The organism is Tritonibacter scottomollicae (assembly GCF_003003215.1).
Lineage (GTDB): Bacteria > Pseudomonadota > Alphaproteobacteria > Rhodobacterales > Rhodobacteraceae > Epibacterium > Epibacterium scottomollicae.
The window spans coordinates 178,430-199,722 of sequence record NZ_PVUF01000006.1; the positions used below are offsets into that span (position 1 = coordinate 178,430).

At 61.1% G+C, this 21,293-nt stretch carries 17 protein-coding genes; 3 read left to right on the forward strand and 14 right to left on the reverse strand.

Annotation, left to right across the window (positions count from 1 at the left end; all coding sequences use genetic code 11):
• Positions 1–8 precede the first annotated feature (8 nt).
• The gene (locus CLV89_RS11940; RefSeq protein ID WP_106163890.1) at positions 9–899 is read right to left on the reverse strand and encodes an aldo/keto reductase; all 891 of its coding nucleotides are present in this window, start codon (positions 897–899) and stop codon (positions 9–11) included.
• The gene (locus tag CLV89_RS11945) at positions 899–2,053 is read right to left on the reverse strand and encodes an LLM class flavin-dependent oxidoreductase (RefSeq protein WP_106163891.1); all 1,155 of its coding nucleotides are present in this window, start codon (positions 2,051–2,053) and stop codon (positions 899–901) included. Before CLV89_RS11945 ends, CLV89_RS11940 begins: the two co-directional genes overlap by 1 nt.
• Positions 2,054–2,164: 111 nt before the next feature.
• Between CLV89_RS11945 and CLV89_RS11950 the strand changes: the two genes are divergently transcribed.
• Both CLV89_RS11950 and CLV89_RS11955 read left to right on the forward strand, forming a co-directional pair.
• Positions 2,165–2,887, forward strand: coding sequence for a GntR family transcriptional regulator (locus CLV89_RS11950; protein WP_106163892.1), 723 nt, complete (start codon positions 2,165–2,167; stop codon positions 2,885–2,887).
• A gap of 11 nt (positions 2,888–2,898) precedes the next feature.
• On the forward strand, positions 2,899–4,005 hold the full coding sequence (locus CLV89_RS11955) for a Gfo/Idh/MocA family protein (RefSeq protein WP_106163893.1): 1,107 nt from the start codon (positions 2,899–2,901) through the stop codon (positions 4,003–4,005).
• A gap of 73 nt (positions 4,006–4,078) precedes the next feature.
• Here CLV89_RS11955 and CLV89_RS11960 read toward each other — a convergent pair whose 3' ends face one another.
• The 6 genes from CLV89_RS11960 to CLV89_RS11985 all read right to left on the reverse strand — a co-directional run bounded on the left by CLV89_RS11960 (position 4,079) and on the right by CLV89_RS11985 (position 13,354).
• Positions 4,079–5,041, reverse strand: a complete 963-nt coding sequence (locus CLV89_RS11960; RefSeq protein ID WP_106163894.1) for a glucokinase — start codon at positions 5,039–5,041, stop codon at positions 4,079–4,081.
• A gap of 203 nt (positions 5,042–5,244) precedes the next feature.
• Complete coding sequence (locus CLV89_RS11965) at positions 5,245–5,982, reverse strand: DUF1868 domain-containing protein (RefSeq protein WP_106163895.1); 738 nt, start codon at positions 5,980–5,982, stop codon at positions 5,245–5,247.
• Positions 5,983–6,055: 73 nt separating this feature from the next.
• Complete coding sequence (locus tag CLV89_RS11970) at positions 6,056–6,850, reverse strand: IclR family transcriptional regulator (protein ID WP_106163896.1); 795 nt, start codon at positions 6,848–6,850, stop codon at positions 6,056–6,058.
• A 243-nt stretch (positions 6,851–7,093) separates the two neighbouring features.
• Positions 7,094–8,272: an acetyl-CoA C-acyltransferase gene (locus tag CLV89_RS11975; RefSeq protein ID WP_106163897.1), complete on the reverse strand. Its 1,179-nt coding sequence runs from the start codon at positions 8,270–8,272 to the stop codon at positions 7,094–7,096.
• A 23-nt stretch (positions 8,273–8,295) separates the two neighbouring features.
• Positions 8,296–10,386 carry a 3-hydroxyacyl-CoA dehydrogenase NAD-binding domain-containing protein gene (locus CLV89_RS11980; RefSeq protein ID WP_243394992.1) on the reverse strand — a complete coding sequence of 697 codons (2,091 nt, stop codon included), beginning with the start codon at positions 10,384–10,386 and terminating at the stop codon, positions 8,296–8,298.
• Positions 10,387–10,579: 193 nt separating this feature from the next.
• Positions 10,580–13,354, reverse strand: coding sequence for a methyl-accepting chemotaxis protein (locus CLV89_RS11985; RefSeq protein WP_106163899.1), 2,775 nt, complete (start codon positions 13,352–13,354; stop codon positions 10,580–10,582).
• A gap of 518 nt (positions 13,355–13,872) precedes the next feature.
• On the opposite strand from CLV89_RS11985, the gene CLV89_RS11990 reads away from it, so the two are divergent.
• Positions 13,873–15,324: an aldehyde dehydrogenase family protein gene (locus CLV89_RS11990; RefSeq protein ID WP_106163900.1), complete on the forward strand. Its 1,452-nt coding sequence runs from the start codon at positions 13,873–13,875 to the stop codon at positions 15,322–15,324.
• A 58-nt stretch (positions 15,325–15,382) separates the two neighbouring features.
• Here CLV89_RS11990 and CLV89_RS11995 read toward each other — a convergent pair whose 3' ends face one another.
• The 6 genes from CLV89_RS11995 to CLV89_RS12020 all read right to left on the reverse strand — a co-directional run bounded on the left by CLV89_RS11995 (position 15,383) and on the right by CLV89_RS12020 (position 21,290).
• Entirely contained in the window at positions 15,383–16,687 is a 1,305-nt protein-coding gene (locus tag CLV89_RS11995; RefSeq protein WP_106163901.1) for a TRAP transporter large permease, read from the reverse strand.
• Complete coding sequence (locus CLV89_RS12000; RefSeq protein WP_106163902.1) at positions 16,684–17,397, reverse strand: TRAP transporter small permease; 714 nt, start codon at positions 17,395–17,397, stop codon at positions 16,684–16,686. The genes CLV89_RS11995 and CLV89_RS12000 overlap by 4 nt, the downstream gene beginning before the upstream one ends.
• A 79-nt stretch (positions 17,398–17,476) precedes the next feature.
• Positions 17,477–18,454, reverse strand: a complete 978-nt coding sequence (locus CLV89_RS12005) for a TRAP transporter substrate-binding protein (RefSeq protein ID WP_106163903.1) — start codon at positions 18,452–18,454, stop codon at positions 17,477–17,479.
• A 36-nt stretch (positions 18,455–18,490) separates the two neighbouring features.
• Positions 18,491–19,738, reverse strand: a complete 1,248-nt coding sequence (locus tag CLV89_RS12010; RefSeq protein ID WP_106163904.1) for an NAD(P)/FAD-dependent oxidoreductase — start codon at positions 19,736–19,738, stop codon at positions 18,491–18,493.
• Positions 19,739–19,971: 233 nt separating this feature from the next.
• On the reverse strand, positions 19,972–20,898 hold the full coding sequence (locus CLV89_RS12015) for a TonB family protein (protein WP_106163905.1): 927 nt from the start codon (positions 20,896–20,898) through the stop codon (positions 19,972–19,974).
• Positions 20,895–21,290 carry an ExbD/TolR family protein gene (locus CLV89_RS12020; protein ID WP_106163906.1) on the reverse strand — a complete coding sequence of 132 codons (396 nt, stop codon included), beginning with the start codon at positions 21,288–21,290 and terminating at the stop codon, positions 20,895–20,897. The genes CLV89_RS12015 and CLV89_RS12020 overlap by 4 nt, the downstream gene beginning before the upstream one ends.
• Between the last annotated feature and the right edge of the window lie 3 nt (positions 21,291–21,293).

Consider the following 21,293-nt stretch of genomic DNA (forward strand, 5'->3'; position numbering starts at 1 on the left):
GGCCCATGTTACGCGACCTCCTGGCCCAAGGCGGCCTCGTAGAGACGGAACCAGCTCTGGCGGTCCAGCTCCACCTTCAGCGCGTCCGAAATGTTTTGGATGCGTGACAGGTTGTTGGTGCCCAGCACCGGCAGGATCATCGCCGGGTGACGCAACAGGAAGGCCACAGCCACGGCGGCGCGGTCGACACCCTGCGCGGTCGCGATCTCATCCAGACGCGAGGCCAGCTCCCCCTGACCGGTCATCAGGCTGCCGCCGCCAAGCGGCGACCACGCCATGATTGGCTGAGCGTTCATCTGGTGGAACGCCAGATCGCCATTGGTGAAGGGCGCAGGCTCAGAAAGCGAAATCTCGATCTGGTTGGTCACCAGGGGGCTGGTCATCGCCGATTGCAGCAGGTTCCAGTCCCAGGGACGGAAATTCGACACACCTACGGCTTTCACCTTGCCCGATTTGACCAGGTCATCAAGCGTCGCACCGGTTTCGTGATGATCCATCAGCGGGTCCGGACGGTGGATCAGCAACAGGTCGATCTGCTCGATGTTCATTTCGCGCAAGGAGCGCTCTACCGCAGTCTCGATGTAGGCGCGCGACGTGTCATAGTATTTGACCGGCTTATCGCTGTGGATGCCGATGGGCGCAACGATATCGCATTTCGTCACGATCTCCATCTGCGCCCGCAACGCAGGATTCGACTTGAGCGCTGCGCCAAGGATCGCTTCGGCGCCGTAATCGCCATAGATGTCAGCCTGATCGAAGGTGGTGATCCCCTGTTCCAGGCAGGCGTGGATCTTGGCTTCGACATGTTTGACGGATGTATCGGCATCATCACCGATCCGCCACATGCCGTAGATCAGGCGGGAAAGTTCAAGGTCGTCAGCTAGCTTAACGCGATCCATCAGCGGCGCACTCCTACACCAAGCGGTGTTTTTGGGGGGCTCGCCGGCACCCGGCCATAGGCCTCGGGCAGCGAGCAGGTTTTCATGTTGGGGAGGATGCGCGCACCGAAGTGTTCGGCTTCCTCGATATGGGGGTAGCCCGACAGGATGAAGGCGCGGATGCCCATCTTCTGATAGGCCTCCAGCTTGCTCATCACCTGGTCGGTGGAGCCAACCAATGCCGCGCCGCAGCCCGAACGGGCACGGCCAACGCCAGTCCAAAGATGCGGCTCGATAAAGCCGTCATCATCCGCGATCTCGCGGTTCTTGGCCTGATGGCTCACGCCGAGCGATTTGGCATCCAGCGCCCGCTCCCGAATGGCGGTGCCTTGCCCGTCGTCGAGTTGCGACACGATATAGTCGGCATATTCGCGCGCTTCTGCTTCGGTATCGCGCACGATGGTGTGCACGCGCAGACCGTAGTCCAGCGTGCGATCGTATTGTTCTGCCACCGCGTGGACGGCCTGCATGCGGCCCTGAAGCTCTTCCATCTTTTCCGGCCACATCAGGTAGACATCGCAATGCTGCCCGCACAGCTCCAGTGCCGAGGGGCTATAGCCGCCAAAATACAGCAACGGACCGCCGGTCTGGTACGGCCTTACCGGATCCGTGGTGAGCCCGGAGAAGTTATAGACCTCACCTTCGTAGTTGATCTCGTCCCGGGTCCACGCCTGTTTCAGGATCTCCACCACCTCTCGCGAGCGTTGATAGCGATACGCGCTCTCGGCCTTCTCGCCCGGAAAATCGGAAGAGATGATATTCACCGTGAGGCGGCCCTCCAGCATGTGATCGAGCGTCGCCAGGGTGCGGGCCAGCATGATGGGCTGCATCTCACCACAGCGCACCGCCGCCAGCATGTTGATCTTCGAGGTGATCGGAGCACACCCAGCGACGAACGACAGCGTGTCCTGCCCCACCTGATAGGAGGAGGGACACAGGATGTTGCGGAAGCCCTGCGCTTCGGCGGTTTTCACAATCTCGGAACAATGGGCCCAGGATGACCGAAGGTCGCCATCCGGCACGCCAAGGAACTGGTAGTCATCCGAACACAGGGCAGAAAACCACGAGACTTCGGCAGCGTCCAGATCGGGCGATGTGATGGGAACGACGGTCATTTGGCTCTCCTGGAACAGTCGAATTTCCTCTTGCGTAGCAGCGGATTTAAAGTACATCAATGGTGCATCAATTATTTCCACCCGTCCACACTCTTGCGCATGGGACCCCGCATGACCCCGCTGAACGACCTTGACCGAGACACCCCAACCGCCCTGCCGATCTACATGCAGATCAGCGAATTCCTGATCCGCGAGATCGCCGCCGGGCGTCTGGTCGACGGGCAACGCCTGCCGCCAGAACGGGAGATGGCAAAGAGCCATGGGACCACCGTGCGCACCCTGCGCAAGTCATTGTACGAGCTGGAGAAAAAAGGGCTTCTGGAACGTGTGCAGGGTTCCGGAAACTACATCCACGCCAACCACAAGGCGCAGAGCGTTTATTCGATGTTCCGGCTCGAATTGACCACGGGCGGCGGCCTGCCCACTGCCGATATTCTGGAGGTGGCTGCCGTCGAAAAACCGGCAGATCTGCCAGTGTTTGGCACCGCAGATCACGGCACGCGGGTACGCCGCCTGCGATTTCTCAACCGCATTCCGATCGCGGTAGAGGAGATCTGGCTCGATGGGGACGCCGGCATCATCAAGCCCGAGCAGATGTCAGATTCGCTCTACCGCACGTATCAGATGCAACTGGGCCTGATCATCGCCCGCGCCGAGGACCGCGTGTCCATCGGCCATGTGCCCGACTGGGCCCCGAACAGCTTTGCGCTCCGCCCCGGAACGCTCACCGGCTATATCGAACGCTTCAGCTGGGCCGAGGTTGCGGCCCCGGTGGAGTTTTCCAGAACCTGGTTCGACACGAACAAGGCGCTCTATGTACAGCGCCTGATCTGAGGGAGACACTCTTGTCACAAATCATCAATTACGGCGTCATCGGTTGCGGCATGATGGGGCAGGAACACCTGCGCAACATCGCACTGTTGGACGACACACGCGTCGCGGCGATCTTTGAGCCGGACGCCCAGATGGCCACGGAGAGCCGCAAGTTCGCACCCGACGCGCAGTTTGTCGACAGCGTGGACGCGCTGCTGGCGGTGGAGGCGCTGGACTGCATCCTGATCGCCAGCCCCAACTATCGCCACGTTGAACAGCTGGAGGCCCTGGCGGCCCATCGTCCGCTGCCGGTGCTGGTGGAAAAACCGCTCTTCACCGATCCCGCACATGCGGAGCGGCTGGCGGCGTTCCGCGCCAATTACCCCGCGCCGGTGTGGGTGGCGATGGAATATCGCTACATGCCGCCCGTGGCGACCCTGCTGGCCGAGGCCGAGGCGGCCACTGGCGGCATCAAGATGCTGACCATCCGCGAGCACCGGTTTCCCTTCCTCGACAAGATCGGCGACTGGAACCGTTTCAACCGCTTCACCGGTGGGACGTTTGTGGAGAAATGCTGCCACTTCTTCGACCTGATGCGGCTGACGCTGAAATCGGAGCCTGTTCGGGTGCTGGCCTCGGGGGGCGCGGATGTGAATCATCTGGCTGAACGCTATGACGACGAGGCGCCGGATATCCTCGACAACGGCTATGTCATTGTTGATTTTGCCAATGGAACCCGCGCCATGCTGGAGCTGTGCATGTTCGCCGAAGGCGCCCGCTATCAGGAAGAAATCTCTGCCGTGGGTCCAAAGGGCAAGATCGAGGCGTTGGTGCCGGGGCCGGGCCGGTTCTGGCCGGACCACTTGGGCGAACCACCGGTTCCGCAGGTTGTAGTCTCACCACGCGCCCCCAAGGGGCCGGAGATTCGCGACATCCCGGTCGATCCCACGCTGCTGGAAGCCGGCGATCACAATGGATCGACCTTCTATCAGCACAAGGGTTTTCTAGACTTGGTGCGTGGCCTGCGCACGCACCCCGACGTGAGCTTGGAGGACGGTCGCATTGCGGTGCTGATGGGCATGGCGGCGCAGATCTCCATGACCGAGCATCGCGCCGTGGAGATTGCAGAGCTGCTGTGACGTCACAGAATTTGCGAAAGGCCGCCCCCACGGAGGCGGCCTTTTAAACGCGTACCTACTCTTGTCTCTGCAGCTACCGCGCCGTCAGGTAGTTGCGAGCCCCGATCAGGCCGAAGTTGGGTTGATGGTAGAGGTGCAGCGGCAGCTCCTGTCGCCAGGACGTATGCCGCCCACCCGCGTTGAAGGCCGCAACAAAAGCCTCATCAAAAATCCACGGGTTGGCCGCCGCCACACCCCCGCTGATGAAGACGCCGCCCTTGGCCGCAAAGACAAGGCCGAGATCGCCAGCAACACCCGCGAGATACTGCACGAACAGCTCAACCGCGCGTATCGCGGCAGTATCAAGCCTCGCTTTCGCGGCCTCGAAAATTTCAGCACCTGTCCCCAGTGGGGCGGTCAAATCCATGCTCTTGGCCACCGCGCGATAGAAATATGGCAAACCGGTGCCCGAAAGAATGGCTTCGGCTTCGACCACCAACCCCGGCCCCATGCCGACCTCGGGCCATTCTTCGCGCAGCGCCTCAAAGATTGGCACCTCCTCCGGGGTGCGCGGACCAAGCGCCACATGTCCGCCCTCGCCCGGAATCACGCAGGGTTCACCATTGGCCCAGACCAGCGCCCCCACCCCGAGGCCGGTCCCGGGACCAACAATCAGGCAGGGTTCGCGCGGAAACACCGCCTGCCCTTGAAGGACGGTCACATCCCCCTCTGCCACCGTGGCCAGAGACCAGGCGGCCGCCTCGAAATCATTCAGCACTTTTGCGCGTTCGATCCCAAGCGCCACGGCGATACCGCGTTCGGAAAAGCTCTGATCTGCATTGGTCAATTGCACGGAGCCGTCGCGCACGACACCCGCTGCCGCAATCACGGCCCGGCCCGGCGCACTACCGCGATGGGCTGCGAAATCCGCGCAGGCCTGCTCAAGGTTCAGCGTGCCCTTGGTGTCATAGCGGGCGCGTTCGAGAATATCGCCCTCGACGTTCACAGCTGCCAGTCGCATGTTGGTTCCGCCAACGTCGGCGATGAGATTCCACATCTTTGCCCCTCCAGTCCGGTGCCTGCCCACAAGGGTGGCCGGACCCGATGCTCAGGTTGTCAGTTACCAAGGGTCAAACAGCCTCGCATGGCGCAGGTCAAGACCTGCACGTCGATTATGACCGCTTTGCGGGCCCTATCCTCGGAGTCGCGTGACTGTTGCCTGTGATATCACGCAAGGCAAGCGTTAGCGCAAACAGTTCATCAAGATGACGCCGCGCGTGTCAGATAAGCCACCGGTTCAAAATGGTGCATATGCTCGAATGTGCACAGCTCCAGTGGGCCAAGCTCTATCACAGCCAGCCGATCCGCATAGCGGGCAAAGAGCTCATCGGAGAATGACAGCAGATCCGCCGCCTCTGCCACATCAAGCCAGCGCAACAGATAGGCAAGGGTCACATGAAACGTGTAAGTGTCAAAATGGTCCTGCCGCAATCCGGTCAGCTCTCGCAGAGAAACACGGGTTGCCCGCAGGCGGGCCTCTTCGATCTCGTCGGCCCCTTCAAGCGTCAGTGAATGTCCACCGTAGAGGCCGCGCGCACAGACACGGCGGGTTGAAGGCAGATCTTGCCCGTCCAGCCGCTGCCGGAATGCGGCTGTCACCTCATCGCGGGTCGCTTCGACCGGAATATCTGCGGGCCAGTTCCGTTCATCGGGAGCGATGCCCTGAAACACCGTCATGTGCAGGCTAGCGGGGGGCAAATAGGTGAACAGAGCACCGAAACCGCTCTGCCGGATTTCATCCTGCATGTCGCACAGGGCCGCGTGCACATCACTCGCCGGGTCGATGTGGCAGAGTACCGTGTTGCCGGGAAAGGGCAGCACCTCTCCATTGGGGGTGAATTTTCCACCCTGCCCCGGGTCGGAAATCGCCTTCGGGCGAGACGTTTCGGCATCGGCGCCAGTCAGAAAACGCATCGGATCGGGGCGAAAAGTGGCCATGGGGCAAAGTCCTTTGATAGTCCTACCGAACAGGTCTACGCGCCTTACATGTCAATGGTTTGACACATGCCAGCTACTCTGACGAGACCGCTGACACGGCATGTCCGGTTAGAGATTTGAGCCTGTTGACCGCACGCACCAGTTCCGCGCCAACTTCGCCGTGGATGCGCGTATCGCTGAGGTCATCGACATTTGCCCCGCAGAAGAACGAGACCGGTTCGCCGATTTCGGAGGGGCGAAACGGCGTCGCGACGGCGTTGATGGCGCGGGAATAGCGGGCCTCCTCCTCGACACAAACATAGCCCTCGCGCTGCAGCTGCAGGCGTTCGCGCTGCCAGACCTCTTCACAGGCCTCTGCGTCGGCCTCCGGCAACAAGGCTTCCAGCTTCTCCCGCTCATCGCGCGAAAGCGCACCAAGATATGCGACACCGGAGGAGGACGTCAGCACCGGCATACGGTACCCCACATCAAGCCAAATGGTGCGTGAACCTTCGGGCCGCCAAGTTTTCACGATCAGCATATTGCCATCGTCCTGGATCGACACGCCAACCAGCGCGTTCATCTGATTGGCAAGCGCCTGCATGATCGGTGCCGCGACCGACACAAAGCCAAAGGCCGCTGATGCGATATTCCCCAGTGCCAGCGCCGCCGGTCCGAGGCGGTATTTGTCGAAGTGACGCCCGTGAGTCAGGTATCCCAACGCACATAGTGTGAAGGTCAGGCGTGACACAGTTGACCTTGGGATGCCTGTGCGCTCGGAGATTTCGAGATTTCCCAGACCGTTGTCGGACGGGCGAAAGGCACGCAGGATACGAAGGCCACGGGCCAGCGTATTGGCGTATCGCCGGTCCTGCTCAAGCTCACGCATGGTTTTCCGTCCTGTTGGATCATCCGGGGGAGTCATATAAGACCCTAACTCGCATCAAGAAAAGCACATTCGTCGCCCCGCAGCACGCGATTTGCTTAGGCCCGTGCACCAAGAGTGGTGCGCAACATCCTGGCAGGCGCCCCAGCTGAGTGGCGCGATTTCGCTGCTTGCCGACACCGGCGAACTGAGGGGCGACCCTCAACACGCGCCGACTAAACTGCGCCGGCGCGTATAGGCCTCCGATCAGAAGATCTCGAACAGGCCAGCTGCGCCCTGACCGCCGCCGATGCACATGGTGACAACGCCGAGCTTGGCACCGCGCCGCTTGCCTTCCAGCAGCAAGTGCCCGGTCATCCGCGCGCCAGTCATGCCGAAGGGGTGGCCGATGGAGATCGAGCCCCCGTTGACGTTGCAGATCGCAGGATCGATCTCCAGCCGCTCGCGACAATAGAGCGCCTGGCTCGCGAAGGCTTCGTTCAGCTCCCACAGGTCGATGTCGGAGACCTTCAGTCCGTGACGTTCCAGCAGACGCGGCACGGCAAAGACCGGGCCGATGCCCATCTCGTCCGGCTCGCAGCCTGCGGTCACGAACCCCTTAAGCGCGCCCAATGGCTCCAGCCCCTGTTGTGCGGCCAGATCGGCGTCCATCACCACCAATGCGGCGGCCCCGTCCGACAGTTGCGAGGCATTGCCCGCAGTCACGAAATTGCCCTCGCCGCGCACCGGGTTCAGGCCGGACAGACCCTCCAGCGTGGTGTTGGGACGGTTGCAATCATCCATGGCGAAGGTGACCTCCTTGTAAGAGACCTCCTTGGTTTCCTTGTCGGTGATCTTCTGGGTGACGGTGATCGGCACGATCTCATCATCGAATTTGCCCGAGCTCTGGGCCGCGGCGGTGCGCATCTGGCTTTCCAGCGCCAGCGCATCCTGTGCGTCCCGGCTGATGCCATAGCGCTGCGCCACGATATCGGCGGTTTCGATCATGGTCATGTAGACCTCGGGCTTGTTCGCCTCAAGCCAGTCGTCGCGCCGCTGCGCCGGGCGCGAGGGCGGCATCTGGCTGATGCTCTCGACACCGCCAGCGATGGCGGCAGAGGCGCCCTCCATGGTAATCGCGTGCGAGGCCATTGCCACCGCCTGCAGGCCGGAAGAGCAGAAGCGGTTCACGGTGGCGGCGGCCACTGTGACCGGCAATCCGGCACGCAGCACGGCCTGACGCGCGATATTGCCGCCGGTCCAGCCCTCGGGATAGCCGCAGCCGATGAAAGCGTCCTCAATCAGTGCCGGGTCCACCTTCGAGCGCGCGACCGCGTGTTCGATGGCATGCCCCGCCATCTGCGCGCCATGGGTGTCATTGAATGCACCCCGATAGGATTTGGCGAGGCCGGTCCGGGCAGTGGAGACGATAACAGCTTGTTTCATGGGAAAATTCCTCTTCGAGGTGATCAGGCAGCGTTGAGGTCAGCAAAGGTCTTACCCTCAGCGACCAAGCGTTTCAGAAGCGGTGCGGGCTGCCAGAGGAACGAGTCCTCGGCGGCGAAGCCTTCGATATCAGCGAGGATCTTGTCGAGGCCAACACTGTCGGCGTAGTGCATCGGTCCACCGCGCCAGCGTGGAAAGCCATAGCCATTCAGTAGCGTCACATCGACATCCAGCGGACGCAGAGCGATGCCCTCCTCGACCACACGAGCAGCCTCGTTGACCATTGCGGCCATGTAGCGGTCGACGATCTCCTGATCCGAGATGTCGCGCGCCGTGATCCCTTTGGCCTCGCGTTCAGTGGCGATATGATCCAACACCGCGTCATTGGGAGTCTGGGCGCCATCCTCGTAGACGTAAAACCCCTTGCCGGTCTTGCGCCCAAAATCGCCTGCCTCGCACAGGCGGTCGGCAAATTCGGCGTAGGTTTCGCGCGGGTCGCGGGTTGGGGCGAGCCGCTTGCGCGTGGCCCAGCCAATATCCAGCCCAGCAAGATCGCTCACCGCATAGGGACCCATGGCGAGACCAAACTCCGTGAGCGCCCGATCCACGTCAAACGGGCTTGCCCCGGCCAGCACGGCGCCGTCGCCCGCTTTGCGATAATGGCTGAGGATGCGGTTGCCGATAAAGCCATCGCACACACCCGCACGTACGGCGACCTTCTTCAGCCGCTTGGCCAGGGCAAAGCCCGTCGCGGTGACCTCGGGCGCGGTCTTGCCGGCCACAACGATCTCCAGCAGCCGCATGACATGGGCAGGCGAGAAGAAATGCAGGCCAATGACATCCGCAGGCCGAGAGGTCATCGCTGCGATTTCGTTGACATCAAGGTAGGAGGTGTTGGAGGCCAAAATGGCATCTGGCTTACAGATCGCGTCCAGCTTGGTGAAGACATCCTTCTTCACCTCCATGCTCTCGAACACGGCCTCGATGACGATGTCGGCCTGCGCGAGGGATGCGTAGTCGTCACTGGCACGGAAGGTACCGGCCATGATGGCGTCATATTTCTCCTGAGCAAGCTTGCCGCGTTTGACAGAGCCTTGCAGCGTTGCGGAAACGGTCTTTTCCGCCCGGGCAACGGCCTCCGCATCGCGTTCAATCAACGTTACATCAAGGCCCGCGAGCAATGCTGATACAGCGATCCCCGCCCCCATTGTCCCGCCACCGATCACACCGATCCGGTCCGTATCCCGAGGTTGCACCCCCTTGATATCAGGCACTTTCGCCACTTGCCGCTCTGAGAAGAACGCGTGGATCAGCGCCGATCTCTGATCGCTTTCCATCAACTCCTGAAACAGGGCGCGCTCCTGGGCCAGCCCTTCGGAGAAGGGCAAGTTGACGGCAGCCTCCACCGCCTTGATGCAATTCTGCGGAGCGATCTGGCCTCGCGCTTTTTTGGCCATCTTCCGACGCGTCTCATCAAAGACATCGACGTCCCCGATGGCGACGCTGCTCTCGCTGGTACGGCGCGGGCCTGCGCCTTCCGATATCAACTCTCGGGCATAGGCAAGACCGGCAGTGCGCGGATCATGCGTTTCGGCGATCTTGTCGATAACACCTGCGGTGAGCGCTTCTTCTGTACCGATCTGACGACCGGAGGTGATCAAGTCGAGTGCGACCTCCACCCCAGCCAAACGCGGCAGACGCTGCGTACCCCCCGCTCCGGGCAAAATACCAAGCGTCACTTCAGGCAGCCCAAAGCGCGCGGACGGCACCGCAACGCGGTAGTGCGCGCCAATGGCGACCTCAAGTCCGCCCCCCAACGCCGTGCCGTGCAAAGCCGCAACGACGGGCAAATCGCAGGCTTCGATCCGGTTGATGAGGTCGGGCAAAAAGGGTTCCTGCGGAGGCTTGCCAAATTCGCGGATATCCGCGCCGGCGATAAAGGTCCGGTCGGTGCCATAGAGGACCACTGCCTCTAGGTCCTTGCGGTCCGCAATTTCGGCAAAGGCCGCATCCAATCCGGCGCGGACCGCATGGCTTAGCGCGTTCACCGGCGGGTTGGCGATGGCGATGACTGCAATAGCATCAGTGGTTTCCAGGGACACAGGGTTCGACACGGGCGGTTCCTCTTTCCAAGACGCAGGGCGCATTTGCCTGAAAGGCCTAGATGATCCCTCCACAAATTTCAATATGCGGAATTATGTCTTTCAATGTGGAATTTACTCCATGCCCCTTACTCCATGACCCCATGAAAAAACCGGCTGGTCAGGAGACCAGCCGGGGTTTGTACGTTTCAGTTGCTGTGTTTTTTCAGGACGTGCCGGTGGCCTGCTCACCGTTCTCGTCCCAATTGAAGTCCGTCCAATCGGTTTCCGGCGCCGCAATGGGCTCTGCGGTCTCCCATTCCGCTCCATCGCCATCTCCCCAACTGGTTGGCTCAGGGGCGATTTCAACGGGCTCGTCTTGCGGCGCTTCCACAGAGAGGTGTGTCGCTTGTGCGGTCTGGAAACGCGCGACCAACTCGCCCAAGGTCTGGGCATCAGAATTCAGCAACTGACCAGCGGCGGTCGCCTGTTCTACCATTGCGGCGTTCTGCTGGGTCACCTGATCGAGCTGGTTCATGCCGGTATTGATTTCCACCAAACCGGTGGATTGCTCCTGTGCGCCAGTGGCGATGCCAGAAATCAACTGTGAGATATGGGAGACGCGTTGAAGGATGCTCTCCAAGGCACCACCAGCCTTGCCAACCAGATCGACACCGCGTTCCACCTGTTTTGAGCTATCACTGATAAGGCCCTTGATCTCTAGCGCCGCATCGGATGATCGTTGTGCGAGCCCCCGCACTTCAGAGGCCACCACCGCAAAGCCGCGACCGGCCTCACCGGCCCGGGCGGCCTCGACGCCTGCGTTCAAAGCCAGCAAATTGGTCTGGAACGCAATGTCATCGATCACAGAGATGATCTGGGAGATCTTGCTGGAGCTTTGCTCGATCTCGGTCATGGCGGACACGGCGTTCTTCACGATATCACCACTCGCCTCGGCTTCACTGCGCGTCTCATTCGTGGTGCTCTCCACATCGCGTGCGCCTTCCGCTGCGGATTTTACGCTTGCGGTCATCTCATCAAGGGCAGCCGCGGTCTGTTCCAGAGTGGCGGCCTGGCTTTCAGTGCGATGGGACAGATCTTGCGAGGCCTGGCTGATCTCGGACGCACCGTTGCGGATCGAAGACGAGGTCTCCACCACCTGCCCGACCGTTTCGTTCAACGTATCCAAGGTGCGGTTGAAGTCTGCACGCAACTGCTCATAGCCTTCGGACAATTCATAGTCTATCCGCGCGGTCAGATCCCCTTCGGACAAGCGGGACAACCCATTCCCCAGGGCCGACACCGCCTTTTCCTGAGCGGCCATGCGCTGGCTGCGCTCTTCCTCGGCAAGCCGTTCCATTTCTTCTTTCTCGACGATACCGTCACGGAATACGGACAAAGACCGCGCAATGCGGAAAATCTCGGTGCTGGCCCGTTCAAAGCCGACAACCGGGCTACGATCGCCATTTGCAAGCCGTTCGGTGCTCGCGCTGACGCGGTTCAATGGACGCATGACCAGCATCTGCATCAACAGCAACGCGGTCAGAAATACTCCAGCAATCCAGCCGAGAGAAACAATCAGATTGCGGTTGGCCGTTGCGATTTCAGCAGAGATGTCGCGCGCCATGCCGCCAATGCCCGTCAGCGACCCCGCAGCAAAGTTCGCTGCGCGCTCTGCAATTCCGACGACTGTTACCTCGGTTTCGCGGGTGGCCACGTCTGCGGCAGCCCGGGCATTGAGAACATTGATCCGAAGCGCTGCAAGGCCCGTCTCCGGCGCGTTGAGGGCACCGAGTTTCTTCAGCAAATCGCCCACGCGAGCGTCTTCAAAGTCCTCATAAAAGGACAGGTTCATGCTCGCACTCGACATATCGAACGCGGCGTCGTTGACAAGCGCCTCGTCATTCGAAGTGATCACATCAAGGGCGGCCACTTGGAACGCGTTGACCCCGGCACTGATATCCATCAGCGTATTGAGGAAGCCGACTTCGTTTTTCATGAGGCGGCGCAGCGCATCCCCGTTTTCCTTGCTCGCCCGGTCAGCTGCGATGGAGAGTTTGTCGACCTGCGCGTCGATCCCCATCACGATAAAGCGCTCCGTATCCGCACGCGCCTTCATAGCCGCCTGACGCAGAGTTTCCGATGGAAACAGGCTCTGTGCGATCACTGACTGAAGTGTGAAGGACGCATTCCGAAGCAGGGAAACATCAAGCAACTCGGGCGCGTTCGCCTCGATAAGATCGGCAAGCTCCAGCAAACGGGCATCTGAACTGTCGGCCAGCTTCTGCAACTCCGCCAGTGTCGTCGGATCCTTCGTTCCACCAAATGCCACAGCCGTGCCGGCCAGCAGGTTCAGTTCCGCTCGGGCCTCCAGCAACATTTTCAGGTTCTGAAAGTCCACTTCAACAAGGGTTTTCAGGGAGTCGTCGATGGCGCTGTAGGTGGCCACCGCCCCCTTGTTCAGCTCGACCGAGGCTGACTGTGTCAGCTCCATCATCAACCCACGCAGTTCACTGCTGATCCGATGCAAGTCTTCAACTCCGACATCGATCTGCGCATCGCTTTCCAATGCCATTCGCCGTGCAGAGGCCAGATCATTCAGGGCGTCCGACACCTCCGACGCGCCCGCTTCGAACTCAGGCTGCATGGTCTCATCCAAGTCAGATATCAACGCCAGCAGCAGCTCAGTTGAGGTTGCGACCTTGGCCACCGCCGCATCGATGCCTGCGGTATCATCTGCAATCATCAAAGAGATCATGCCGTCTTTGGCAAGCCCGGCCGCAAGCGAGATCTCACCGGCAAGCACCAAGTCCGGAAGCTTCTCGGTATTGAGATTGGTCATGTCCTGATCGATCTTGTTCAAGACCGAATACATCATGTATGCAAACAGCCCGAAAGAGATGCCCATCAGCAGCAGGATCATTCCCATCTTGGCGCGAATACTGCGCAGCAGACCGAAGCGACGGCGGCGGGCGGGTTTGATAGTGGAAGTATCGGTCATTGGCTCACTCTGCGCGCTGGAAAGCCACGCTTGGCGCTGAGAATAGCGCGCGATCGCATGGACAGGAGAAGATCGGGCAGACACAAGGAGAGATTGGCAAAGCAGATCGCGGCTGGCAGAGCGGTATCATGCCCATCGAAACAGGTCCGCTGGCGCATTTTGCATTGCTGAGTGACAACGAGGGCCAAACATCATCTCCAGTATCATTCAGCCAGAAGACTGCTCTGCACGCCCTTAATTTTCGATGAAATCGAAGGCGCTTTACGCATGTACCCCGCTGCCCTCACGGAAGAATAACGAGAATTGGCGCCTTTCTTTTGGAGCAATTTAGTTCAAATTCACCACACTGATTTCACTGCCACCAACGCCACCATGTCGCCTCGGAGGGCCTACACGCCGTTTTCCCGTTTGGAACAGCGTGCCACCTCTGCTCCACTCGGCTGCGCCGATACGCAGCGCATGAATGCTCCGGCCCTAAAACTCGCGGCGCAGAGTGCCGCCACTCAAAGGATAGAACGATGACCGAGCTGCCTGCCTACTGGAAAAACCACATCGCCGGGGACTGGGTGGATGGCGGTGCGGGGCGTATTGACGTTTTGGACCCGGCCAGTGGCGAGAAAATTGCCGAACACGCCATGGCAGACGCTGCTGATGTGGATCGCGCCGTGCAGGCCGCGCGGGCCGTGCATCTCTCCGGCACCCTCAGCCGTATGCGCCCGATCGAGCGGGGCCGGATGGTGCAGGCCATGGGCCGCTACCTGCTGGAACACAAGGACGAGATTGCGCTTACCCTGGTCCTGGAACAGGGCAAACCGCTGTGGGAGGCGGTGGTCGAGGTGGAAGGCGCTGCCCTCTACTTCGAATACTACGGCAACCAGGCCAGTACGGTCGAAGGCCGGTCAATCCCGCTCGGCGCTGGCTACTACGACTTCACCGACTATGAACCAATGGGGGTGTCGGCCCAAATCATCCCGTGGAACTATCCGGTGGAGATGACGGCCCGCTCGCTCTCGGCGGCGCTGGCGACCGGCAATGCCTGCGTGATCAAGAGCCCGGAGCTGACGCCACTGACCAACGCCTGGTTCGCCCATGCCGCAACGGCCGCGGGGTTTCCGGCGGGCACGGTGAACGTGATCTGCGGCTATGGGCATGAGGCAGGTGCCGCGCTGGCAGGCCACCCGGATGTGAACCAGATCGTCTTTACCGGCTCCGTTCCCACCGGGGTCGCCATTGCCAAGGCGGCAGCGCAAAACGTGGTGCCCTGCGTCCTTGAGCTGGGTGGAAAGTCCGCGGCCATCGTGCACGACGACGCCGATCTGGAAGCGTTTGAGAACGATATTCGCTGGGGGATCTACTTTAACGCAGGACAGGTGTGTTCGGCCATGAGCCGGGTGATCGTGCACGAGAGCCGCGCCGAGGAACTGATCGCGCGCGCCGAAACCATTGCAACCGGCCTGTCGGTTGGACCCGGAGTGGAGCGCACAGAGTTCGGGCCCAACATGGGGGCCATGGTCTCCGAGGCGCAGCGCAACCGCGCCGTCGCCATGGTGGCACGAGCAGAGGAACAGGGCGCGCGCCTGGTGACAGGGGGGCGGGCGCCAAACCATCCCGGTGCCTTTTTGCAGCCAACGGTGGTCGCCGACGTGACCCCGGACATGGACATCGCGCGCAACGAGGTTTTTGGCCCGGTTCTGTCCATCCTGACCTTCAAGGACGACGCGGAGGCCATCGCGATCGCCAACTCTACGGATTATGGGCTGGTCGGCGGCGTATTTACCCGCGATCTGGACCGCGCCACCCGCGCCGCCCGTCAGATCCGCGCGGGTCAGGTGTTCGTCAATGAATGGTATGCCGGAGGGGTGGAGACGCCATTTGGCGGTGTCGGAAAATCCGGATATGGCCGCGAAAAAGGGCGCGAAGCGTTGTGGAACTACGTGCAGACAAAGAACATTGCAATCCGCCTGCGCTAAGCCATCGGAAAACCTGAAAGGCCGCCCACTCCGGGGCGGCCTTTGCCGTTAATGCGTCCTACTGCCGCCGAATATTCTCCGGCAACCATGTGGCCAGTTCTGGCCAGACCACAAGGATCACCACCATCAGAAGCATCAGCGCCACCATCGGCACTGCGGTCTTGGCAATGTAGGAGATTTCGTGCCGGGTCATGCCTTGCAGCACAAAGAGGTTGAAGCCGATGGGCGGCGTCACCTGCGCGGTCTCAATCACTACGACGAGGAAGATACCGAACCAGATCACGTCAATTCCCGCTTGCCGGATCATCGGTTCCACAATGGCCATGGTCAGGACCACGGAGGACAGACCGTCCATGAACATGCCGAGGATCAGGTAGAACACCGTGAGCACCGCAATCAGGGCAATGGGCGACAGGTTGTAGCTATCAATCAGCCCGGCCAGCGCGCGCGGCAGACCTGTGAACCCCATCGACAGCGACAGGAAGGCCGCCCCCATCAGGATGAAGGCAATCATCGCGGAGGTGCGCGTGGCTCCCATCAGGCTTTCGACAAACGTTGCCCAATTGAGGCTACCCTGCATCAGCGACAGACCCAAGGCGCCAAGAACGCCCACTGCGGCGGCTTCGGTCGCGGTGGCAAATCCCGTGTACATCGACCCGATGACCACAAAGACCAGACCAAAGAGCGGCAGCAGAAAGCGGCTCTCGGCGATCATCTCCCCCAGTGACAGGCGCGGCTCCGGCTTGGGGCGCTGACCGGGGCTAAAGAAATGCCACCCAATGATATAGAGCATGAACAGTCCGGCCAGAACGAGGCCGGGAAAGACGCCCGCCATGAATAGCTTGGTGATGCTTTCGTTGATGCTGACACCATAGACGATCAGCGTCAGCGAGGGCGGGATCATCAGGCCCAGTGTGGCGGCACCGGCCAAGGTGCCGATGATCATATACTCGGGGTAGCCGCGCGCCCGCAGCTCCGGGATCGACATCTTGCCCACCATATTGAGCGTTGCCGCCGAGGAGCCAGAGACAGCGGCAAAGATCGTGCAGCCCGCGATATTGGTGTGCAAAAGCCCGCCCGGCAGGAACCGCATCCAGGGTGCGAGGCCACGAAACATGTCCTCGGATAATCGGGTCCGATAGAGGATCTCTCCCATCCAGATAAAGAGCGGCAAGGCGGTGAGCGTCCAACTGGAGGCGCCACTCCAGATGGTGGTGATCATGGCATCCCCTGCCGGACGGGAGGTGAAAAGCTCCATCCCCACCCAAGCGACGCCCATCAGCGCAAGGCCAATCCACACGGACCCGCCCAGAAGCGCGAACAGGACAAAGAGGAAAATGACCGTGGTGTAGATTTCGATCATTCGAGGACCTCCCCCTTGATCTGCGGCGCACCGGTCACAAGCATCCGGGCGAGGTAGTCCCACAGCGCGACGGCCAGCAGAACAGTTCCGATCGACATCGGCAGTTGCGGCAGCCAGACCGGCGTATAGACCCAGCCCGAACCGCTCTCGGCCCAGAGCGCGGCCCAGTTCCAGGGCCAGGTTCCAAACATGGACACCGCTGTCAGCAGCCACTCAGGCGCGAAATCCTGTCCCTGTGTGCGATCATTCAGCATCTCCGACAGGACATTTGTCTTGATGGCGTAGCGGGCAAAATAGGTGGCCGTCAGAGCCGAAATCAACATCGCCCCCGCATCGAGCCAGAAATGGTGCCGCCCACCAAGGTTCAGAAAGATCGACACCCGGATGTGCCCCCCGTGGGTCAGTGTGTAGGCCAGTGCAAAGAACGATGTCGCGGCCATCGCATAGCCCGCATATTCGGTCGAACCGGGAAAGGTCAGTGACGCCCAGCGCGCCCCCATCTGCCCGACGATCAACAGCAGGATCGCCACCATGAACAGCGCCGCGATTGCGCCCGCGCCGTTATAGATCCGATCCAGCGCGCCCCAGAGCGGTTGCAGCACCCGGCGCATCGCGGCCGGTCTCAAAATGCACAGCAGCATCAGAGCTGTTGGCACAACGAAGAGCCATACCCACAGGGGCAAGCCCAGAACAGGTTGCCAGTCACGCATGTCTTGTCCTTTGGATGAATAGACTGATCGAGAGAAGGCGGAGCCGGTTACCCTGAAGGCCTCCCGGCTCCGTCGCGGATCAGTTTGCCTTGAAACCGTCGAGGATCGCCTGACCATCCTCACCCGCAGTGGCGAGCCAGTCCTCGGTCATTTTTGCACCGATCATTTCCAGTTCAGCCAGAAACTCCGGTCCGGCCTCAACCACATTCATGCCATTGGCCTCAAGCTGTTCAAAATACCAATTGGCCAGCTCTTCGGACTTGGCAGCACAGGCGGCGCCGGTCTCTGCGGCGGCTTTTTCGACCGAGGTTTGCACCTCGGCGTCAAGACCGTCCCAGACCTGTTTGTTCACCATCACGTAGTTGCGCGGCAGCCATGCGTTCACCTTGTAGTAGTGGCTGAGCTGTTCCCAGACCTTGCGATCATAGCCGGTGGCACCGGATGAAATGAACGCTTCCGCCACGCCGGTCGCAAGGGCTTGGGACAGTTCGGCGGCCTCGACCTGTACCGGGATCATTCCCAGCTCCTCCGCAAAGGTGGCCGTTGCGGTATTGTAGGAGCGGAATTTCACGCCCTGGGTGTCCTCGGAAGAGTTCACTTCCTTGTTGAAATAGAACCCCTGCCCCGGCCATGGGCAGGTATAGAGCGTGACCAGATTTTGATCGGCAAGCTGCGCGTTGACCTTGTCCTTGGCGATGGCCCAGAGTTTTTCATTGTCCGCATAGGATGTGGCAAGGAACGGTAGGTTGTCCCAGCCCAGCAAAGGCACCTCATTGGCGTGCGCAGACATGAAACGTTCGCCAATTGGGGCCTGCCCGGTCTGTACCGCACGCTTGATCTCGCCGCCTTTGAAGAGGGACCCGCCGGGATGCACGGTGATGTCGATCTCACCATCGGTGTACTCACGCACCTTCTCGGCAAAGACCACGCCCATCTCCGAATGGAAGTTCGAGGACGCATAGGCCATCGGCATATCCCATGTCTCGGCCTGCGCGGCGCCAGCGGCGATGGCGACCGCAAAACCGGCAACGGTGGTCCTCAAAAGTGTCTTGTTCATAGGTTCGGTTCTCCCGTGTTGAATAGTTTTTTATCGTTATGTCTTGGCAAAGCGCATCGGATCAAAGGCGCTCACATCGGCATTGGGCCAATTGCCCGCAATCATGTCGGCCACCAGTCGGCCTGTCTTTGGGCCACCTGTCAACCCGATGTGGTGATGCCCGAAGGCGGTGTAGACGCCGCTGCCGCGCACTTCGCCAATCAGCGGCAGACTGTCCGTGGGCGCAGGCCGGAAGCCCAACCACTCTTCCTCGGTCGTATAATCGAGGTCGGGAAAGGTCCGCGCCACCGTGCGCCGCAGCATCTCGAGCGGTTTTCTGGATTTCACATCGCTCAAGCCGCCAAATTCGACAATGCCGGCACAGCGCAGGCCCTGGTCCATGGGCGTGGCGACAAATTTGCCTTCGGTCAGCATCATCGGATTGTTGGGACGCTGGCTCGGGTTCTTGAAGATGATGTGATAGCCGCGCTCCGCCTCCAGCGGCACCTCAAGCCCCAGTTTCTTCATCAAGGCGCCAGACCAGACCCCGGCGGAGAGAACCGCCTTATCGCAAACGAGGCGTCCCTGATCGGTCGCGACAGCAGTGATCTGGCCGCCCATGAGTTCAAAATCTTTGACCTCGGCCTGCAGAAAGCGCCCGCCCATCCCCTCAAACTGTGTCACCAGATCCTGCACATAGCTGCCCGGATTGAGGATGAAGCCGTGATCCTTATTCACGGCCAGAAGGCGCATGTCCGGCGACAGGATCGGCTCGCGCTCCCGCACGGCGTCGCCTTCGATGATCTCTGGGACAAACCCGGCCTCGCGGCGCAAGGCCCATGTATAGGCATCCGCCTCAAACGCGGCCCGGTCGCGATAGACAAAATTATACTCGCTGTCCTGTATCCATTTCGCAGCGGGCATGCCGTCGGTCAGCGCCTTGTGTTGCTCGACACTGTCCCCCACGACGGTGGCCAGCCCTCTCGAAATCCGCCGGGTGTCTGCGTCATTGGCGTTTTTCAGATATTTGGCCAGCCAAGGCAGCAACCTCGGCAAATAGGACCAGCGCATGAAAAGCGGAAAGTTCGGATCGAACAGGTAACGTGGCCCTTTGGGGATCAGACCTGGCGTCGTGACCGGCACAATGGCGCTGCGCGCGAGGATACAGGCATTGCCATATGAGGCCCCCATGCCCGGCGCGCCTTTGTCCACCAGCGTCACCTCAAGCCCCGCCCGACGCAACCAGATGGCGCTGGCCGCGCCCACGATACCCGCGCCGACCACCACGATATGCTGAGTTCCCATGTCTCTACCCTATGTCCTGTTGCGGATCAGATTGTCGGGAACCACACATCATTTCAAATACAAATCATCCGCTCACCGAACACAGGAGATGATAGAGCCGACGCAGTGCCGCTTGCATCAAATCCGGGCGCTTCATGACATCCGCCGCGCTCCTGGCCTGCCGGGCACTTCCATCGCGCGCGTTCTCACATGGGATCAGGCCAGCTTGATGCATCGCAGGCAAGCCGCAGACCCTAGCGCCCTTTTATGGCAATGGTGAACCGGGTCCGCGCGCCTGCGGGGGGCGGCGGAAACGGGCCCGCCCGTCGTATTTGCTGCAACGCCAGCTGATCCAGCTCTGCAGATCCGGAACTCTTTGCCACCCGCACCGTGGTCAACTGCCCTCCGGCCCCGATGGAGAATGCTATATGCGCCACCCCGCGCGCCGAGGTTCGTGGTTTCCGCTGACGCGAGATCTTGCGCATGACTTGGCCCGGATAATTGGATGCAGCCGCATTGCCAGCATCAGTCGACTTGCCCGCGCGCGCACTGCTTGCCCGGGCAGCACGCTGATCTTCCGCCCCGCTTTCGGTTCCCGCCCTTGCGTTGGTGGCACTGTTCCCGCGAGACGCTGCCGTCGCCGGTTTCACAGCAGGCTTTTCAGGTTGTTTGGTCGCCTCCACCGGGGGCGGCGTCGGGCGCTCGGGGGGGCGCGGACCACTGTCGGGCGCAAGGTCTGACTGCGGAACCGCAGCAACCTTCGTCACCGGCACGGACGCCACCACAGAAACCGCATCGGTGGGGGAAACTGACGTAGGTGCAGGAGCCGAGAGTGCGGGCTGTTCGACGGGTGCGACCGCTTGCACTGACGCTTCGGAAACAGGCGTCACTGCGGTCACGTCCTGTGCAGGCGACGTCGGCGCGGCTGTCGGTTGCAATGTGGTTTGCGTCGGCTGAACCGGCTCTGTGACCTGCTGGGTGTCAGGCAACGTCTCTGCCTCCACCGGCGAGGCGCGGCCCTGCGCAAGGTCGGCGAAACTGCTGCCCAATGCCGCTGGCGCGACGCTGCCACCGCCCTCAATCTCGACAGAGGCCGCCCCCATATCCACAAGGAACGCCGCATGCGCCGCGAGCGCCACACAGACCGAAAGGCTGGCAATGAGTGGTGACCGAGGGATCATGGCATATTCCGTTCCGACAACAGCGAAATCCGGGAGGCGCCCAGCGCGCGCAGCTCCTTGGCGACACGCAACAGCTGCGCGGCAGGCAGGGCACGATCGGGAACAAGCCGCGCCACAAAGTTCTCCTGCTCTTCCCACACGATGCGCACATAGGCCTCGGGCGAGGTCAGTTCCGCACCCCGAAAACTCAGACTGCCATCGGCGCGTATTACCAGCGCATCCGGCGGTGGGCTGGCCTCCAGATCGGAGGCTTCGACCAGACGCACGGCCGGATCCATCGATGGCGCAAGCGAGCCCGCAACCATGAAGAACACAAGCATCAGGAACACCACATTGATCAGGGCAATGGTCGGTTCACGATGGCTTTTGTTTGCGCGACGGCGTGACAGCATGGC

What these genes read in the sequence shown, in the direction of transcription:
- CLV89_RS11940 (WP_106163890.1), bottom strand. Translation starts at nt 899, where the DNA reads ATGGATCGCGTTAAGCTAGCTGACGACCTTGAACTTTCCCGCCTGATC.
- CLV89_RS11945 (WP_106163891.1), bottom strand. Translation starts at nt 2,053, where the DNA reads ATGACCGTCGTTCCCATCACATCGCCCGATCTGGACGCTGCCGAAGTC.
- CLV89_RS11950 (WP_106163892.1), top strand. Translation starts at nt 2,165, where the DNA reads ATGACCCCGCTGAACGACCTTGACCGAGACACCCCAACCGCCCTGCCG.
- CLV89_RS11960 (WP_106163894.1), bottom strand. Translation starts at nt 5,041, where the DNA reads ATGTGGAATCTCATCGCCGACGTTGGCGGAACCAACATGCGACTGGCA.
- CLV89_RS11965 (WP_106163895.1), bottom strand. Translation starts at nt 5,982, where the DNA reads ATGGCCACTTTTCGCCCCGATCCGATGCGTTTTCTGACTGGCGCCGAT.
- CLV89_RS11970 (WP_106163896.1), bottom strand. Translation starts at nt 6,850, where the DNA reads ATGCGTGAGCTTGAGCAGGACCGGCGATACGCCAATACGCTGGCCCGT.
- CLV89_RS11975 (WP_106163897.1), bottom strand. Translation starts at nt 8,272, where the DNA reads ATGAAACAAGCTGTTATCGTCTCCACTGCCCGGACCGGCCTCGCCAAA.
- CLV89_RS11985 (WP_106163899.1), bottom strand. Translation starts at nt 13,354, where the DNA reads ATGACCGATACTTCCACTATCAAACCCGCCCGCCGCCGTCGCTTCGGT.
- CLV89_RS11990 (WP_106163900.1), top strand. Translation starts at nt 13,873, where the DNA reads ATGACCGAGCTGCCTGCCTACTGGAAAAACCACATCGCCGGGGACTGG.
- CLV89_RS11995 (WP_106163901.1), bottom strand. Translation starts at nt 16,687, where the DNA reads ATGATCGAAATCTACACCACGGTCATTTTCCTCTTTGTCCTGTTCGCG.
- CLV89_RS12000 (WP_106163902.1), bottom strand. Translation starts at nt 17,397, where the DNA reads ATGCGTGACTGGCAACCTGTTCTGGGCTTGCCCCTGTGGGTATGGCTC.
- CLV89_RS12005 (WP_106163903.1), bottom strand. Translation starts at nt 18,454, where the DNA reads ATGAACAAGACACTTTTGAGGACCACCGTTGCCGGTTTTGCGGTCGCC.
- CLV89_RS12010 (WP_106163904.1), bottom strand. Translation starts at nt 19,738, where the DNA reads ATGGGAACTCAGCATATCGTGGTGGTCGGCGCGGGTATCGTGGGCGCG.
- CLV89_RS12015 (WP_106163905.1), bottom strand. Translation starts at nt 20,898, where the DNA reads ATGATCCCTCGGTCACCACTCATTGCCAGCCTTTCGGTCTGTGTGGCG.
- CLV89_RS12020 (WP_106163906.1), bottom strand. Translation starts at nt 21,290, where the DNA reads ATGCTGTCACGCCGTCGCGCAAACAAAAGCCATCGTGAACCGACCATT.